This is a genomic window from Nocardiopsis exhalans, assembly GCF_024134545.1.
Lineage (GTDB): Bacteria > Actinomycetota > Actinomycetes > Streptosporangiales > Streptosporangiaceae > Nocardiopsis > Nocardiopsis exhalans.
Genome location: NZ_CP099837.1, coordinates 1,824,908 through 1,842,051, shown reverse-complemented (window position 1 = coordinate 1,842,051; position 17,144 = coordinate 1,824,908). Strand labels below are relative to the sequence as shown.

At 64.6% G+C, this 17,144-nt stretch carries 10 protein-coding genes and 3 rRNA genes; 2 read left to right on the top strand and 11 right to left on the bottom strand.

Features of this window, described 5'->3' with window-relative positions; translation table 11 throughout:
- Positions 1-20 precede the first annotated feature (20 nt).
- From NE857_RS08200 to NE857_RS08150, 11 genes are all read right to left on the bottom strand, one after another.
- On the bottom strand, positions 21-3,227 hold the full coding sequence (locus NE857_RS08200) for a transglycosylase domain-containing protein (RefSeq protein ID WP_254420434.1): 3,207 nt from the start codon (positions 3,225-3,227) through the stop codon (positions 21-23).
- Positions 3,228-3,536: 309 nt separating this feature from the next.
- Entirely contained in the window at positions 3,537-4,169 is a 633-nt protein-coding gene (locus tag NE857_RS08195; RefSeq protein WP_254420433.1) for a class I SAM-dependent methyltransferase, read from the bottom strand.
- Positions 4,170-4,463: 294 nt separating this feature from the next.
- Positions 4,464-4,579: ribosomal RNA gene (gene rrf, locus NE857_RS08190) — 5S ribosomal RNA — on the bottom strand.
- 97 nt (positions 4,580-4,676) lie between these two features.
- Positions 4,677-7,772, bottom strand: a 23S ribosomal RNA gene (locus NE857_RS08185).
- 329 nt (positions 7,773-8,101) lie between these two features.
- A 16S ribosomal RNA gene (locus NE857_RS08180) occupies positions 8,102-9,634 on the bottom strand.
- Together the 16S, 23S and 5S rRNA genes form the textbook arrangement of a ribosomal RNA operon.
- Before the next feature lie 934 nt (positions 9,635-10,568).
- Positions 10,569-11,174, bottom strand: coding sequence for an RdgB/HAM1 family non-canonical purine NTP pyrophosphatase (gene rdgB / locus NE857_RS08175; RefSeq protein ID WP_254420432.1), 606 nt, complete (start codon positions 11,172-11,174; stop codon positions 10,569-10,571).
- 65 nt (positions 11,175-11,239) lie between these two features.
- Positions 11,240-11,965: a ribonuclease PH gene (gene rph, locus NE857_RS08170; protein WP_083926917.1), complete on the bottom strand. Its 726-nt coding sequence runs from the start codon at positions 11,963-11,965 to the stop codon at positions 11,240-11,242.
- A 108-nt stretch (positions 11,966-12,073) separates the two neighbouring features.
- A complete protein-coding gene (locus NE857_RS08165) occupies positions 12,074-12,829 on the bottom strand; it encodes an MBL fold metallo-hydrolase (RefSeq protein ID WP_017584647.1) in 756 nt (251 codons plus the stop codon).
- Between the two features lie 366 nt (positions 12,830-13,195).
- The gene (locus tag NE857_RS08160) at positions 13,196-14,143 is read right to left on the bottom strand and encodes a PLP-dependent cysteine synthase family protein (protein WP_254420431.1); all 948 of its coding nucleotides are present in this window, start codon (positions 14,141-14,143) and stop codon (positions 13,196-13,198) included.
- 7 nt (positions 14,144-14,150) lie between these two features.
- Positions 14,151-14,429, bottom strand: a complete 279-nt coding sequence (locus NE857_RS08155) for a MoaD family protein (protein WP_017584649.1) — start codon at positions 14,427-14,429, stop codon at positions 14,151-14,153.
- Positions 14,430-14,596: 167 nt separating this feature from the next.
- On the bottom strand, positions 14,597-15,019 hold the full coding sequence (locus tag NE857_RS08150; RefSeq protein WP_254420430.1) for a M67 family metallopeptidase: 423 nt from the start codon (positions 15,017-15,019) through the stop codon (positions 14,597-14,599).
- A gap of 168 nt (positions 15,020-15,187) precedes the next feature.
- Between NE857_RS08150 and NE857_RS08145 the strand changes: the two genes are divergently transcribed.
- Both NE857_RS08145 and NE857_RS08140 read left to right on the top strand, forming a co-directional pair.
- Positions 15,188-16,489: a nicotinate phosphoribosyltransferase gene (locus tag NE857_RS08145; protein WP_254420429.1), complete on the top strand. Its 1,302-nt coding sequence runs from the start codon at positions 15,188-15,190 to the stop codon at positions 16,487-16,489.
- Between the two features lie 45 nt (positions 16,490-16,534).
- Positions 16,535-17,107: a nicotinamidase gene (locus NE857_RS08140; protein ID WP_254420428.1), complete on the top strand. Its 573-nt coding sequence runs from the start codon at positions 16,535-16,537 to the stop codon at positions 17,105-17,107.
- Positions 17,108-17,144 lie beyond the last annotated feature (37 nt).

Sequence of the window (17,144 nt, the reverse complement as noted above, 5' to 3'; positions counted from 1 at the left end):
TCGCTATCCGGCTGTCGTCATCAGCCCTCGTCACCGCGGCCGGGTGGGAACTCGGGAATCCCCGGCTCCTCCGTCTCGCCCGGCCCGCCCGGATCCTCCGGTTCGACCGGAACCTCGGGCTCCACCGGAATCTCCGGCTCCACCGGAACCTCGGGCTCGGGGTTCTCCGGCTGCTGCGGCTCCTGCGGCTCCCGGGGTTCCTGCGGCTGCTGGGTGGCCGGGTCCGGGGCCCAGTTCTCCGTGTTGCCGCCGAATTCGGGGCTGGGGAAGGACTCGCGTTCGTAGCCCTCCATGGCGCGGCTCATGTACGAGTTCCACATCGAGGCGGGCAGACCGCCACCGGAGATGTTGTGCCCCGGGATGCTGAAGCTCTCGTTGTTACCGCTGTAGACCCCGACCGCCGTGGACAGCTGCGGGGTGTACCCCACGAACCAGGCCGCGACGCTGCCGTCGGTGGTACCGGTCTTGCCCGCCACAGGGTGGTCCCACAGCCGCGCGGCCGTGCCGGTACCGCCGTTGACCGCCTGCTCCAGGGCGTAGGTGACGTCGGAGGCGGTCGACTCCTCGAGGGCGCGCCCGCCCTCGATCTCGGGCCGCTCGTTCTCGCCCTCCTGGTTCACGACCTCCTTGATGACGTGCGCCTCCATGTGGACGCCGCCGTTGGCGAAGGTCGCGTATCCGCTGGCCTGGTCGACCGGGCGGACGCTGGTGGCGCCCAGCGGCATCACCGGGACGAGCTGGTTGTCCCCGATACTGCCGTCGGGCAGGCCCACGTCATAAGCGGTCTGACGGACCTCCTCGAAGCCGACCTCCTGGGCCAGCTCGACGAAACCGAGGTTGTTGGACACCGTCGTCGCCTGGGTGAGCGTCATGACGCCGCCCGGGGCGTTGCCCGCGTTCTGCACCCGGGAACCCGCGATGTCCCTCGGCCCGCGGCCGTCCACCGTGGAGTTGAGGCCGTAGCCCTGCTCCAGCGCGGTGGCCAGCACGTAGGGCTTGAACGCCGAACCCGCCTGGGCGGCGCCGAGGAAGGAGCTGTCGTACTGGTTCTCCACGTAGTCGTGTCCACCGTAGAAGGCCAGCACCTCACCGGTCTTCGGGTCGATGGTGGTCAGCCCGATGTTGACACCCTCGGGGAGGTTCTCCGGCGGGACCATCTCCTCCACCGCCTCGTAGGCGGCGTCCATCATGTCCTCGTCGAAGGTGGTGACGATCTTGTAGCCCTGGCGCTGGATGTGGTCCTCGGTGAAGCCGAGGTCGGCCAGCTCGCCCATGGCCTCCTGGAGCATGTACCCGCGGTACCCGGAGATGTTCTCCACGGTCTTCTCCGGCTCGGGGGCCGGGAACTCCATGGCGTCGGCCTCGGCCTGGGTGATCGCCCCGGTCGTGACCATGCCGTCGACCACGTATTGCCAGCGGTTCTCCATCCCGGGAGTGGTCTCCACGTCCGCCTGGCCGAAGTGGGTCGGCTGCTGGATGGCGGCGGCCAGGAACGCGGCCTCCTCCGGGGTGATCTCGTCGACGTCCTTGTTGTAGTACGCCTGCGCGGCGGCCTGCACGCCGTAGGACTGACGACCGAAGTAGATGGTGTTGAGGTACTGCTCCATCACCCACTCCTTGTCCTCGCTCTGATCCACCTTGATGGAGATGATGATCTCCTGGATCTTGCGGGACACGGTCTGTTCCAGGGAGACGCCCTCGTAGTAGTTGCGGACCATCTGCTGGGTGACGGTCGAACCGCCCTGTACCTGCTCACCGGTGACCGTGGACCACACGGCACGCATGGTGCCGCTCAGCGAGACACCGGGCTCGGTCCAGAACCCGCGGTCCTCGGCGGAGATGACTGCTTCGACGACCTGGTCGCCGCCGGCCACCATCTCCTCGTAGGTGATGACGTCGCGGTCGGTCCCCCGGTAGGCGAACTCGGTCTCACCGTCGGCGAAGTAGAAGGTCGACCCCTGCTCCACGGCGTCGGCCTTCGCGGCGTCCGGCACCTCGACGGTGCTGTAGAGGAACGCGAAGGCGCCGCAGGCGAGGATGATGAGCAGACCGGTGACTACGAGGAAGGCACGCAGCAACCGCAGCCACAGCGGCTTCTTGCCCTTCTTTTTCTTGCCGGACTTGTCGCCGGGCCCCTTGGGACCACCGGGACCGCTGGGCGGACCCTTGGGCCCACCGGGGCCACCAGACGCACCGCCTGCCCCGTGTTCAGCCGCCGGGCCCTGCTGTCCCGACTGTCCGCCGGAAAACCCCTGAGGGCCGCCGGGAGCACCAGGAGGCGTGGCACCGCCTGGTGGAGTGGCCGCCGCGGCGGCAGCGCCGGGCGCCGGTACACCGGACTCACTGTCGGAGGACTCGGGGTCCTCCGACGAGGGTCTGTCCGATACGTAGTCGGACAGCCGCCGGGGCTCGGGCCACAGGGCAGCCGTCTCGGCGTCGGTGCCCTCCCCCGCCGGCCCGGACTCCGCGCGGTGCTCGGCCTCGGGAGGAGCAGCCGCGAAGGGCACCGTACCCGGGGCGGGCGCGGGCATGGCCTCGGTCCGGGGCTCGTCGGAGTCCTTCGGGGTGTGCTCCTGGTCGTCGTCCTCGTCCGGGAGCTGGAAGGGCTGGGTCGCGGGTCCGGTCTCGGTCACAGCGGCGGCCGCGGCCACCGGGTCACCGACGGACTCGTCATGCCCACGCGCCGGGATCTTCTCCGTGGCGGGTTCGGAGTCCGGCTCAGCGGAACCCTGGGGTTCCTCGACCGGAATCCTCTCCGTCCGAGGCTCCTCGGGCTCAGCACCGTCATCGCTGTCGTCCTCGGCAGCCGCGTCGGTGCTCTCCGCGCTGTCAGATCGCGTGTCAGCGGTCTCCGAGGTATCGCTCGGCGGAGTCTCTGATTCCAGGGAGCTCACATCACCGGTTTCGAAGCCCTGTTCAGCCAAGGTCTGCGCTACGCGGTCACGGAAGAAGGTGCCACTCGTCTTGAAGGCGATCGGCCCAGCGATGAATTCCGGTTCGGGCAGGCCGTCGTCCCCCTGCTCCTCAGCCGATGCCTCCCCTGTAGATTGATCCTCACCAGCGGTGGGTAGGTTGTCACCCTGGGGGGTCGCATGACTGGACAGCTCCTCAGCAGAGGTGTCGTTCGTCTCCGGCGTGTTCGAGTCAGGACGCTGTCCATCCGTCCCGCCACTGCCGTGTGTGCTCTTGCTCAGCTCCCCGCCCCCAAGGCAAATCACGTCCGGCACTGTGCCGTCCTGGTGTTTGACGCGCGAGTGCCCCTGATCGGTTCAGTTCAATTCGGGACTGAAGCGGTATTCACAGGGAAATCGCCACCATCGCTCCACCCTCACCGCCACGATACCCGCACGTAACCGTGTCAAGGTCAGATCCGTAACCGCGCGGTCACTTCTTACCGAAGGCTTACCCTTTGAAGGCGTGTCACAGGCAGGGTGTTGAGTCACCCGCATTAGCGACCTCTGACACAACCGTGACCAGGGAAAATCACCGAGCGTACACAGAAGGGGTCGGGGACGTAGGCCCCCCGACTCCAGGGGTCAGGCGACGCGCTCCAGGACCCGCATGGAGCCGACCACACGAACCTCCTTGAAGTTCCCGGAGTCGAGAGCGCGGCAGTAGATGTTGTAGGGCGGACGACCGCCGTCCTCGGGGTTGGGGAACACGTCATGGATGACGAGAGCACCCCCGACAGCGATGTGCGGGGACCAGCCCGCGTAGTCGTTCTGGGCGGCCGTCTCGCTGTGCCCGCCGTCGATGAAGAGCATGCCCAGCTCGGTGCCCCAGACCGCGGCGACGTCCACGGAGGCCCCGGCGATCGCGATGACCTCGTCGTCCAGGCCAGCCTTGGTCATGGTGTGCCGGAAGTGCGGCAGGGTATCGAACTTCCCGGTCGCCGGGTCGATGAGCGAGGCATCGTGGTACTCCCAGCCCTCCTGGTGCTCTTCGGACCCGCGGTGGTGGTCCACGGTGATGATCTTCGCCCCGGCCACCCGGGCAGCCGCCCCCAGAAACACCGTGGACTTTCCACAGTAGGTACCGATCTCGACGATCGGCCCACGGTCGGCGTATTCCAACGCGGCCTCAAAGAGGGCCAGCCCCTCATCAGTGGGCATGAAGCCCTTCGCAGCCTCAGCAGCAACCAGCAGATCCGCGGGGATTGTCTTCGTCATACCGGAATTCTCCCACCACCAGAATCCCCCCTCACCAGCACCCCCAACCCCAATCACCCGCACTCCTCGTCGGCCAGGACAAAGCCCCGCAGACATCAGGGGGTTCGAAGCCCCATCACGCACTGTTACAAACGGCACAGAATCGCTCCCCTCACTCCCACGGGGTCAGGGCGCACGTTCAAGGTGACAGGAGCCCCAGAGAGTGAACCCCCACCATTCACATGTTCACAAGCGCCGGCAACAAAAAAGAAGGGGGCCCGTTCCGAAGAACGAACCCCCTCCCCTCAAGAAAAACCGTGGCGGCGACCTACTCTCCCACCCCATCACAGAGCAGTACCATCAGCGCAAGGAGACTTAACGACCGGGTTCGGAATGAGACCGGGTGTGACCCTCCTGCTAAAACCACCACGGAAACCAACAACCACCATGACTCAACCCCAACCCACCAGGGGAATCACGACAGCCAAGCTTTCGTGAACAAGTGTGCGCGAACATCCAATTATCTGCAGCGGACAAGCCCTCGGCCTATTAGTACCGGTCAGCTCCACCCCTCACAGGGCTTCCACATCCAGCCTATCAACCCCGTCGTCTACAGGGAGCCTTACCCTCTCTAGGAGGCAGGAGACCTCATCTCGAAGCAAGCTTCCCGCTTAGATGCTTTCAGCGGTTATCTCTCCCGAACGTAGCCAACCAGCCATGCCCTTGGCAGGACAACTGGCACACCAGAGGTTCGTCCGTCCCGGTCCTCTCGTACTAGGGACAGCCCTTCTCAAGTCTCCAACGCGCACAGCGGATAGGGACCGAACTGTCTCACGACGTTCTAAACCCAGCTCGCGTGCCGCTTTAATGGGCGAACAGCCCAACCCTTGGGACCAACTCCAGCCCCAGGATGCGACGAGCCGACATCGAGGTGCCAAACCATCCCGTCGATATGGACTCTTGGGGAAGATCAGCCTGTTATCCCCGGGGTACCTTTTAGCCGTTGAGCGACACCGCTTCCACACGCCGGTGCCGGATCACTAGTCCCAGCTTTCGCTCCTGCTCGACACGTCCGTCTCACAGTCAAGCTCCCTTGTGCACTTACACTCAACACCTGATTACCAACCAGGCTGAGGGAACCTTTGGGCGCCTCCGTTACTCTTTGGGAGGCAACCGCCCCAGTTAAACTACCCACCAGACACTGTCCCCGAACCGGATCACGGTCCAAAGTTAGATGCCCGAAACAGTCAGAGTGGTATTTCACCAACGCCTCCACCGCCACTAGCGTGACGACTTCACAGGCTCCCACCTATCCTACACAAACCATCCCAAACACCAATGTCAAGCTATAGTGAAGGTCCCGGGGTCTTTCCGTCCTGCTGCGCGAAACGAGCATCTTTACTCGTAGTGCAATTTCACCGGGCCCATGGTTGAGACAGTGGGGAAGTCGTTACGCCATTCGTGCAGGTCGGAACTTACCCGACAAGGAATTTCGCTACCTTAGGATGGTTATAGTTACCACCGCCGTTTACTGGCGCTTAGATTCCTAGCTTCGCCGGGGCGAACCCCAACTAACCAGTCCTCTTAACGTTCCAGCACCGGGCAGGCGTCAGTCCGTATACAGCGTCTTACGACTTCGCACGGACCTGTGTTTTTAATAAACAGTCGCTTCCCCCCGCTATCTGCGACCCCACCCAGCTCAGGATGCAAGATCCGTCACCAGACAGGGCTCCCCTTCTCCCAAAGTTACGGGGACAATTTGCCGAGTTCCTTAACCATGGTTCACCCGAACGCCTCGGTATTCTCTACCTGACCACCTGCGTCGGTTTAGGGTACTGGCCACACACGAACTCGCTAGAGGCTTTTCTCGACAGCATGGGATCACTCACTTCACCGAAAACGGCTCGGCATCACGTCTCAGCCTTATGTGAGAGGCGGATTTGCCTACCTCTCGGCCTACACGCTTACCCCCGGACAACCACCGCCGGGTAGAGCTACCCTCCTGCGTCACCCCATCACTTACCTACTACAAGCTCGGGTCCCAGACCAGATACCAACGATCTCCCGAAGGATTTCGAAGGATCCAGCGTGGTTAGCATCACCTGATTCGGTACTGGACGCTCGTGCACGGGTACGGGAATATCAACCCGTTATCCATCGACTACGCCTGTCGGCCTCGCCTTAGGTCCAGACTCACCCTGGGCGGATTAACCTGCCCCAGGAACCCTTAGTCAATCGGCGGCAACGTTTCTCACGTTGCTTTCGCTACTCATGCCTGCATTCTCACTCGCACACCCTCCACCACTCGATCACTCGGCAGCTTCACTGGATGCACGACGCTCCCCTACCAACCCAGCCCTTACAGGCTGAACTTCACAGCTTCGGCGGTGTACTTAAGCCCCGCTACATTATCGGCGCAGAACCACTTGACCAGTGAGCTATTACGCACTCTTTAAAGGATGGCTGCTTCTAAGCCAACCTCCTGGTTGTCTCAGCAACTCCACAACCTTTCCCACTTAGCACACGCTTAGGGGCCTTAGCTGATGATCTGGGCTGTTTCCCTCTCGACTACGAAGCTTATCCCCCGCAGTCTCACTGCCACGCTTCACTTAACCGGCATTCGGAGTTTGTCTGACGTCAGTAACCTTGTAGGGCCCATCAGCCAAACAGTAGCTCTACCTCCAGCAAGAAACACGTGACGCTGCACCTAAATGCATTTCGGGGAGAACCAGCTATCACGGAGTTTGATTGGCCTTTCACCCCTACCCACACCTCATCCCCCAGATTTTCAACTCTGGTGGGTTCGGGCCTCCACGAGGTCTTACCCCCGCTTCACCCTGGACATGGGTAGATCACTCCGCTTCGGGTCCACAGCATGCGACTCAAACGCCCTATTCAGACTCGGTTTCCCTACGGCTACCCCACCCGGGTTAACCTCGCCACACACCATGACTCGCAGGCTCATTCTTCAAAAGGCACGCCATCACCAAAGACAAGCTTCAGCTCTGACGGCTTGACAGCACACGGTTTCAGGTACTATTTCACGACCCCTCACCGGGGCACTTTTCACCTTTCCCTCACGGTACTAGTGCACTATCGGTCATCAGGACGTATTTTGGCTTAGCAGGTGGTCCTGCCAGATTCACACGGAATTTCTCGGGCTCCGCGCTACTCGGGAGAACATCAACACCTAGACTCTTCCTTCACCTACGGGACTCTCACCCACTCCGGTACCGCTTCCCAACGGTTTCAGCTAGAAAAATCATCAGCGCTCCAGGCCGACAGACCTGAAAAGATGCATCCCACAACCCCGCACACGCAACGACTGCCGTCTATCACACGCATGCGGTTTAGCCTCTTCCCCGTTCGCTCACCACTACTAGGAGAATCACTGTTGTTTACTCTTCCTACGGGTACTGAGATGTTTCACTTCCCCGCGTCACCACCAACTACCCTATACATTCAGGTAGCGGCAACCCGACACAACTCGGGCTAGGTTTCCCCATTCGGACACCCGCGGATCAAAGCTCGGTTGACAGCTCCCCGCGGCCTATCGTGGCCTCCCACGTCCTTCATCGGCGCCTGATGCCAAGGCATCCACCGTGTGCCACTATCACTTGGCCACTACAGATAATAAGATGCTCGCGCACACTATTCACAAATCAAAACACCAACCACAAACTCCCCTACCTCAAACCACAACCCCGATCCTCGCAAGGAGAACCAGAGCCGTAGGAGTTACTGGAGGTGGTAGCGGGATGCAACCCACAAGGGATTGCTTCCTCAGATACCCAACAGCGCGCCCCCTGACGCTTCTAGTCGCCAGAGGTGAAGTTCGATTCTACTTTAGCCACTCCCCACCAACAGAAACCCCGAGAGGTTCCATGCTGCTGAGGTCCACTTCCGAGTCCGGCCGGCTGTAGAAAAAGTGCCGACCTGTAAAGACTCCTTAGAAAGGAGGTGATCCAGCCGCACCTTCCGGTACGGCTACCTTGTTACGACTTCGTCCCAATCGCCAGCCCCACCTTCACTCATTCCCTCCCCGAAGGGTTAGGCCACAAGTTTCGGGTGTTGCCGACTTTCATGACGTGACGGGCGGTGTGTACAAGGCCCGGGAACGTATTCACCGCGGCGTTGCTGATCCGCGATTACTAGCGACTCCACCTTCATGGGGTCGAGTTGCAGACCCCAATCCGAACTGAGACCGGCTTTAAGGGATTCGCTCCACCTTACGGTATCGCACGCCCATTGTACCGGCCATTGTAGCATGTTTGCAGCCCAAGACATAAGGGGCATGATGACTTGACGTCGTCCCCACCTTCCTCCGAGTTGACCCCGGCAGTCTCCTATGAGTCCCCACCATTACGTGCTGGCAACATAGAACAAGGGTTGCGCTCGTTGCGGGACTTAACCCAACATCTCACGACACGAGCTGACGACAGCCATGCACCACCTGTCACCCACCAACTAAATGACCCTGTATCTCTACAGGTCCACGGGTGATGTCAAACCTTGGTAAGGTTCTTCGCGTTGCGTCGAATTAAGCAACATGCTCCGCCGCTTGTGCGGGCCCCCGTCAATTCCTTTGAGTTTTAGCCTTGCGGCCGTACTCCCCAGGCGGGGCGCTTAATGCGTTAGCTACGGCGCGGAAACCGTGGAAAGTCCCCACACCTAGCGCCCAACGTTTACGGCATGGACTACCAGGGTATCTAATCCTGTTCGCTCCCCATGCTTTCGCTCCTCAGCGTCAGGTAAGGCCCAGAAACCCGCCTTCGCCACCGGTGTTCCTCCTGATATCTGCGCATTTCACCGCTACACCAGGAATTCCAGTTTCCCCTACCTACCTCTAGCATGCCCGTATCCACTGCAGAACCGGAGTTAAGCCCCGGTCTTTCACAGCAGACGCGACATGCCGCCTACGAGCTCTTTACGCCCAATAATTCCGGACAACGCTCGGACCCTACGTATTACCGCGGCTGCTGGCACGTAGTTAGCCGGTCCTTATTCCCCACCTACCGTCAACCCCGAGAAAACCCGGAGCCTGCGTTGGTGGTAAAAGAGGTTTACAACCCGAAGGCCGTCATCCCCCACGCGGCGTCGCTGCATCAGGCTTTCGCCCATTGTGCAATATTCCCCACTGCTGCCTCCCGCAGGAGTCTGGGCCGTGTCTCAGTCCCAGTGTGGCCGGTCGCCCTCTCAGGCCGGCTACCCGTAATCGCCTTGGTAGGCCGTTACCCCACCAACAAGCTGATAGGCCGCGAGCCCATCCCTGACCGATAAAACTTTCCACCCGCCACCATGAGGTGGCAGGTCATATCCGGTATTAGACGGCGTTTCCACCGCTTATCCCGGAGTCAGGGGCAGGTTGCTCACGTGTTACTCACCCGTTCGCCGCTCGTGTACCCCGAAGGGCCTTACCGCTCGACTTGCATGTGTTAAGCACGCCGCCAGCGTTCGTCCTGAGCCAGGATCAAACTCTCCATAAAGGTCAAACAACCCATCCCGGCGACCGTGAGGTCAGCCTGGGGTGAGTAAACCTAGAAGAAATCCTGACCGATCATCTCGCGATGACCAATCAAAGGAACCCTACGCACCGAAGTGCGTCGGGGCCAAAACAAACATGGCTTAAAGAAAATCAAACACGCGCTGTTGAGTTCTCAAGAAACAATCACTCTTCCCGTACAAGCGCCAGAACCAGCTGGTTCCGTCTGCTCTTCCGTGGAAGGCTTTTTCTTCTGCTTCCCGGTCGCTTTCGCGTCCGTTCCGCTGTGTTGTGTCTTTACTTTATCAGGTGTTCCGCGCCCCGCCAAATCGGCGGTTTGTGTCAACCAGATCGGGGTAAAGCCCGTTGTGCTTTTCCCAGTCTAGCGTTTCCTCGGCGGTGTTTTCACCGCGTTGTTTTCGCTGGGCTGTTCGAAGCAACTCCCCGAGCTTACATGCTCCGAGTGTGTGCTCGGACCATCTTGCTTCGAAGAGGATGTCTGTGATCGCGGCACGGTGCTGAGCCGGAACCTGAAGAGTTCCGCTCGCCGTCCCGCAGCGACTCGGTGAGTCTAGGTAACTGTTCCGGAGACGTCAAATCAGCCCGGACCGTGGGTAAAACCCCGATCTGTCCGGACGGTCCGCGTTGGCCTGGGAGCCCCCGTCAGCTACGGGTTCTCGCTCTGGTCCGCGGAGCGACGCCTCGGTCTACCCGGCCCCCACACACGGGAACCAGTACTTCGCGTGGCTTGCTTGTCAGACAACAGCAATCCTCCCCAAGGGGCACGGGGGCAAACACTGGGGCGAGGATTTTTTCTTGCCGGTCCTCTTCCCGATCCCCTGCCGGTCCCCTTGCCGTTTGCCGTACCCCTGCCGGTGGAACAGTTGAGGGGTGGGTGCCGGGTCCGGCACCCACCCCCTCAACTGTTCAGAAACCACTCAGATCATGTCGGCGAGCTCGCCGGCCAGCTTCCGGAAGGCGATCCCCCGGTGACTGATCGCGTTCTTCTCCTCGGCCGACAGCTCCCCGGTCGTACGGCTCTCCCCTTCGGGGACGAAGACCGGGTCGTAGCCGAACCCGTTCTCCCCGCGGCGTTCGCCGACCAGGCGTCCGCGCAGTACGCCCTCGGCGACGACCTCGGTCCCGTCCGGCATGACCAGGACCGCCGCGCAGACGAACTCCGCTCCCCTGCGCTCGGCGGGGGTGTCCGCGAGCTGGTCGAGCACCAGGTCCAGGTTGGCCCGGTCCTGGTCGCCCGCGCCGAAGCGCCCGGCCCAACGCGCGGACAGCACGCCGGGCATTCCCCGGAGCTCGTCCACGCTCAGGCCGGAGTCGTCCGCGACCGTCGGCAGTCCCGTGTGGGCCGCGACCGCCCGAGCCTTGAGCAGGGCGTTGCCGATGAAGGAGGGCTCGGTCTCGGGAACCTCGGGTGCGTCCGGGAACCCGGCCAGGGACAGAACCTCGGCGTCCACCCCGGCCTCGGCCAGGATGGCGCGCATCTCCGGGATCTTCTTCGCGTTGCGGGTGGCGAGTACGAGCTTCACCGTGCCTCCTCCGGGAACGCCGCCGATACGGTCTCCGATCCGGGAACCGACGCTGTTCGCGTTCCTCACTCGGACAGGGCCTTCTTCTGGATGGCGGTCAGCTCCTCGCACCCGCCCGCGGCGAGGTCGAGCAGCTTGTTGAGGAGTTCGCGGTCGAAGGCGGCGCCCTGACCCTCGGCCGTGCCCTGCACCTCGACGAACTTGCCGTCGCCGGTCAGCACGACGTTCATGTCGGTGTCGGCGACCGAGTCCTCCAGGTAGTTCAGGTCCAGCCGGGGCTGGCCCTGCACCACACCGACGCTGACCGCGGCGACCGAGCCGGTCAGCGGGTTGTTCTTGAGCTTGCGGCGCTTGCGCAGGTACTTCATCGCGTCAGCGAGGGCCACGTAGGCACCGGTGACCGCCGCGGTACGGGTACCGCCGTCGGCCTGGAGCACGTCGCAGTCCAGGGTGATGGTGTGCTCCCCCATCGCCTTGAAGTCGACGACGGCGCGCAGCGAACGGCCGATCAGTCGGGAGATCTCGTGGGTCCGGCCGCCGATCTTGCCGCGCACCGACTCGCGGGAGCCCCGGGTGTCCGTGGAGCGCGGGAGCATCGCGTACTCGGCGGTGACCCACCCCTCGCCGGTACCCCGGCGCCAGCGGGGCACACCGTCCTCGACGGTGGCCGCGCAGAGCACGCGGGTGTCCCCGAACTCGATGAGTGCGGAGCCTTCCGCGTGGCGGAGCCAGTTGCGGTGGATGTTCACGGGGCGGAGTTGGGTCGGAACGCGTCCGTCAGGTCGGGCCATGGACACGAGCGTATATCCGGACGGTGCCGAGCGGTGCTGCTGCGGACCCGTGCCCGGTGGGACCCGCGCCACAGCCCAGCCACAGCCCCGGCGCTCAGCTCCGCCAGCTCAGGCGGCGCCGATCTCGCGGACCTGTCCGCCGCGGGCCAGTTCGATGGGGCCGTCGTAGGTGCTGCGCGCCTCGGTCATCGTGATGTCGTCGTCGTTCCACGGCACCAGATGGGTGAGCAGGAGTTTGCGCGCCCCAGCCCGGGTGGCGTGGTCGCCCGCCTCACTCCCGGTGAGGTGCATGTCCTTGGGGTGTTCGACGTGGTCGTGGAAGGCCGCCTCGCACAGGAACAGGTCGGTGTCCCGGGCCAGTTCGACGAGCGAGTCGCAGGAGCCGGTGTCACCGGAGTAGGTGAGGCTGACGCCCCCGTGCTCCAGGCGGATGCCGAAGGCGTCGACGGGGTGGTTGACCCGGGCCACGCGCGCGGTCATCGGGCCGATCCGGAACTCGCCGGGGGTGAGCTCGTGGAAGTCGAAGACCTCCGTCATCCCGGGATCCGGCTCCAGGCCGTAGATCTCGGCGAGGCGGTTGGCGACGCCCTCGGGCCCGTACACGGGTATGGGGTCCTTGGACCCGCCGGGCGCGTACATGCGGGCGACCCAGTAGGCGCACATGTCCGCGCAATGGTCCGTGTGCAGGTGACTGAGGTAGACGGCGTCCACGGAGTAGAGGTCGGCGTAACGCTGGAGAGGACCGAGCGCGCCGTTGCCCAGATCAAGCAGCAGGCGGAAGCCGTCCGCCTCGACCAGGTAACAGGAGGCCGGGCTGTCCGGCCCGGGAAAGCTCCCGGAGGACCCGATAATCGTGAGTCGCACGTCGTCGTCGCCTTTTCGATCGGCCGCACTGCCTCTGTGGCCCCTGGGTGACTGTGCGGGGAGAGCGGTGAGCGGCTGGTTCTGCGGATGTCCCGTTGTTACGGGTGTACCCCAATGGCCGCCCGGGTGGTACAAAATGTGGCCTGCATCTCAGGCGACGTGCATCACGTGTGAATTTTTCACACCGATTGACCAGATTTGACCGATTCCTCGATGCGAGTTCGGGACACAGCAGGCATCAAACGCCGCCGTACCGAACACGACGGAGGCCGGTTCCCCGTGGGGAACCGGCCTCCGCGACGCTTCGGCCCCGGACTCGAAGACCCAGGATTCAAGGTCCGGTACTCAGCGGCCAGGCCCCGGACCTCAGGCCCAGAGCTGCCCGTCCAGGCGTTCCTCCGCCTCCTCGAGGGTTCCCTCGTAGGCGCCGGTGGAGAGGTACTTCCAGCCGGCGTCGGCAATGACGAACGCGATGTCCGCGCGCTCGCCCGCAAGCTCCGCCTTCCGGGCCATGCCCAGAGCCGCGTGCAGGGCACCGCCCGTGGAGACGCCCGCGAAGATGCCCTCCTTGTCCAGGAGTTCGCGAGTCCGCTTGAGCGCGGCGTCCGAGGGCACCGAGAAGCGCGTGGTGAGCACGGACTCGTCGTAGAGCTCGGGGACGAACCCCTCGTCGAGGTTGCGCAGCCCGTAGACCAGCTCGCCGTACCGGGGTTCGGCGGCGACGATCTGGATCCCGGGCCGGTGCTCACGCAGGTAGCGGCCCACACCCATGAGGGTGCCCGTGGTGCCGAGCCCCGCCACGAAGTGGGTGATCTCCGGCAGGTCGGCCAGCAGCTCGGGCCCGGTGGTCTCGTAGTGGGCCAGGGCGTTGGCCGGGTTTCCGTACTGGTACAGCATCACCCAGTCGGGGTTGGCCGAAGCCATCTCCTTGGCGACGCGGACGGCCTCGTTGGAGCCGCCCGCGGCGTCGGAGTAGTGGACCTCGGCACCCCACATGGCGAGCAGCTGCTTGCGCTCAGCGGAGGTGTTCTCCGGCATGACGCAGACCATCCGGTAGCCGCGCAGCTTGGCGACCATGGCCAGCGAGATGCCGGTGTTTCCCGACGTCGGCTCCAGGATGGTGCACCCCGGTGAGAGCAGCCCGTCCTTCTCCGCCTGCTCGATCATGAAGAACGCGGCGCGGTCCTTGATCGAGCCGGTGGGGTTGCGATCCTCCAGCTTCGCCCACAGCCGGACCTCCGGCGAGGGCGAGAGCCGGGGCAGGCCGACCAGCGGCGTGCCACCGAGGGAGTCGAGCAGGGAGTCGTAGCGCATGGCTTCCTTAGCGGGAGCCGCCGGCGACGGCGGGAAGGATGGTCACCTTGTCACCGTCGGAGAGCTTGGCCTCAAGCCCGCCGACGAAGCGGACGTCCTCGTCGTTGAGGTAGACGTTGATGAAGCGGCGCAGCTTGCCACCGTCCACGAGGCGCTCGGCGATGCCGGGGTGGTTGCTGTCCAGGTCGGCGATGAGCGCGCTGATGTTGTCGCCGGAACCCTCGACGACCTTGGCGTCGCCGGTCAGGTTGCGCAGGATGGTGGGGATGCGGACCTCGATGGCCATGAAGGTGACTCCGTAAACGGTCGTTGTTGTGCGTTCATGTCCAACAGGCGCCTCGTCACTCCCATTCCGGGGACGCCCCGGGGTGTGGCGTGGACAACAGCCCTGTTGGGGTCCTGCTCGGTCGTACGCGGGACCTGTCGGTCACGCGTGCCTACCGGCCTGCTGGCCTATCGGCCGCCGTCGGCCCCGATGATCTCCACCGGTTCCTCGGTGACCTCGCCGTCGATGATCCGGAAGGAGCGGAACTCGGCGGTGTCGGACTCACGGGTGGACACGAGGACGTAGTGGGCCTGGGGCCACTGGGCGTAGGTGATGTCGGTGCGCGAGGGGTAGGCCTCGGTCGCGGTGTGGGAGTGGTAGATCACCACGAACTCCTCGTCCCGGTCCCACAGCTCGTCGTAGACCTTCTTGTACTCGGTCGAGTCGAACTCGTAGAACGTCGGGGAGCGCGCCGCGTTCAGCATCTCGATGACCCGCTCCGGGCGGTCGGAACCCTCCGGGCCCGCGACGACACCACAGGCCTCGTCGGGGTGGTCGCGGCGCGCGTGGGCGACGATCTGGTCGTGGATGGAGCGGTCGATCCTCAGCATGGGACCAGGGTACCCACAACTTCTTCTCTACCAACCAGGTGGGTATTAATGAGCGGCAATGCGGCAGAGGTCACTCCGACCACCGTCCCCAAAGCCCTCCTACGAGCCCCGCCCGGCGCAGGTGGGGCACCCGCACCGGCCGTGCCCCGAACACATAGGCTCGCCCCTATGAGCGAGGACAGCAGCAGCGCGCTGCTCACCGATCACTACGAACTGACGATGCTCCAGGGAGCTCTGCACAGCGGGGCCGCCGCACGCCGGTCGGTGTTCGAGATGTTCGCCCGACGCCTGCCCGAGGGCCGCCGCTACGGGGTCGTGGCGGGAACCGGGCGTTTCCTGGACCTGCTGGAGCACTTCCGCTTCGGCCGCGAGGAACTGGACTTCCTGTCCGACCACGGCGTCGTGGACGAACCCACACTGGAATGGCTCTCCGGGTACCGCTTCTCCGGGAACGTGTGGGGCTACGGCGAGGGTGAGGCCTACTTCCCGGGTTCGCCGATCCTGGTCGTGGAGAGCACCTTCGCCGAGGCCGTGATCCTGGAGACGCTCGCGCTGTCCGTGTACAACCACGACAGCGCGATCGCCTCCGCCGCCACCCGGATGTCCGTGGCCGCGGGCGACCGCCCCCTGATCGAGATGGGCTCGCGCCGCACCCACGAGCGCTCCGCCGTGGCCGCGGCCCGCGCCGCCTACGTGGCCGGGTTCGCGACCTCCTCCAACCTGGAGGCCGGGCGCAGCTTCGACGTACCGACCGGTGGTACGGCCGCGCACGCCTTCACCCTGCTGCACGACAGCGAGCGGCACGCGTTCAAGGCCCAGCTGGAATCCATGGGCAAGGGGACCACGCTGCTCGTGGACACCTACGACGTCGAGCGCGCGGTACGGCACGCGGTGGAGCTGGCCGGACCCGAGCTCGGCGCGGTCCGGATCGACTCCGGCGACCTGGCGGCGACCGCCTCCCGGGTCCGTACCCAGCTGGATTCCCTGGGCGCGACCGAGACCCGCATCGTGGTCACCGGCGACCTGGACGAGCACTCGATCCAGGCCCTGGCGGTGGCACCGGTGGACGGGTACGGAGTGGGTACGTCCCTGGTGACGGGTTCGGGCGCACCGACCGTTTCGCTGGTGTACAAGCTGGTGGCGCGGGCCCGCGGCCTCGAACCGGAGGCCCCGTTGGAACCGGTCGCCAAGCGTTCGGTCGGCAAGCCCAGCCGGGGCGGGCGCAAGTGGGCGCTGCGGCGGCTGGACGACAAGGGGATCGCGGTGTCCGAGGAGGTCTATCCGCACGAGCCGACCGAAACGGTCGGGACCCGCCCGCTGCTGCGGCGACTGGTCGCCGACGGTGAGGTGGTGGGGCGCGAGACCGTGCACGAGGCGCGCGCACGCCACCGTGCGACCGTGGCCGAGCTCCCCGAGCAGGCGCTGCGGATGTCCCGGGGCGACGCCGCGCTGCCCACGGTCTTCCACTAGAACTCCAACCGGACCGCATCCTCTGAAAGAAGGGCAGGTGCCGACATGACCAGGGCACTCATCGTGGTGGACGTACAGAACGACTTCTGCGAGGGCGGGAGCCTGGGTGTGAACGGCGGGGCCCGTACCGCGGCCGCCGTCACCGAGCACGCGCGCGCGGGCGGCTACGACCACGTGGTGGCCACTCGCGACCACCACATCGACCCCGGTGCGCACTTCTCGGAGAACCCCGACTTCGTGGACAGCTGGCCCCGGCACTGCGAGGTGGGCACCGCCGGTGCGGAGTTCCACGCCGACTTCGACGCCTCCGTGGCCGAGGAGGTCTTCAGCAAGGGCCAGTACACGGCGGCCTACAGCGGTTTCGAGGGCACGGCCGGGGACGGCGAGACGACCCTGGCCGGGTGGCTGCGTTCGCGTGGCGTGGACGAGGTGGACGTGGTGGGGATCGCCACCGACCACTGCGTCCGCGCGACCGCCCTGGACGCCAACGGCGAGGGTTTCCGGACCAGGGTGCTGCTGGGTCTGACCGCCGGGGTGGCCCGGCCGACGGTGGACTCGGCCCTGGCTGAGCTGCGCGAGGCGGGCGTGGACCTGGAGGGCGAACCGCTGGTCGGCTGAGCCCCACCCCGCTCGCACGACGGAGCGGCCGTGACCC

Coding starts and splice junctions, on each gene's coding strand:
- NE857_RS08150 (WP_254420430.1), bottom strand. CDS start 15,019: ATGCTGAGGATCGACCGCTCCATCCACGACCAGATCGTCGCCCACGCG.
- rph (WP_083926917.1), bottom strand. CDS start 11,965: ATGGCCCGACCTGACGGACGCGTTCCGACCCAACTCCGCCCCGTGAAC.
- NE857_RS08145 (WP_254420429.1), top strand. CDS start 15,188: ATGAGCGAGGACAGCAGCAGCGCGCTGCTCACCGATCACTACGAACTG.
- NE857_RS08140 (WP_254420428.1), top strand. CDS start 16,535: ATGACCAGGGCACTCATCGTGGTGGACGTACAGAACGACTTCTGCGAG.
- NE857_RS08160 (WP_254420431.1), bottom strand. CDS start 14,143: ATGCGCTACGACTCCCTGCTCGACTCCCTCGGTGGCACGCCGCTGGTC.
- NE857_RS08195 (WP_254420433.1), bottom strand. CDS start 4,169: ATGACGAAGACAATCCCCGCGGATCTGCTGGTTGCTGCTGAGGCTGCG.
- NE857_RS08155 (WP_017584649.1), bottom strand. CDS start 14,429: ATGGCCATCGAGGTCCGCATCCCCACCATCCTGCGCAACCTGACCGGC.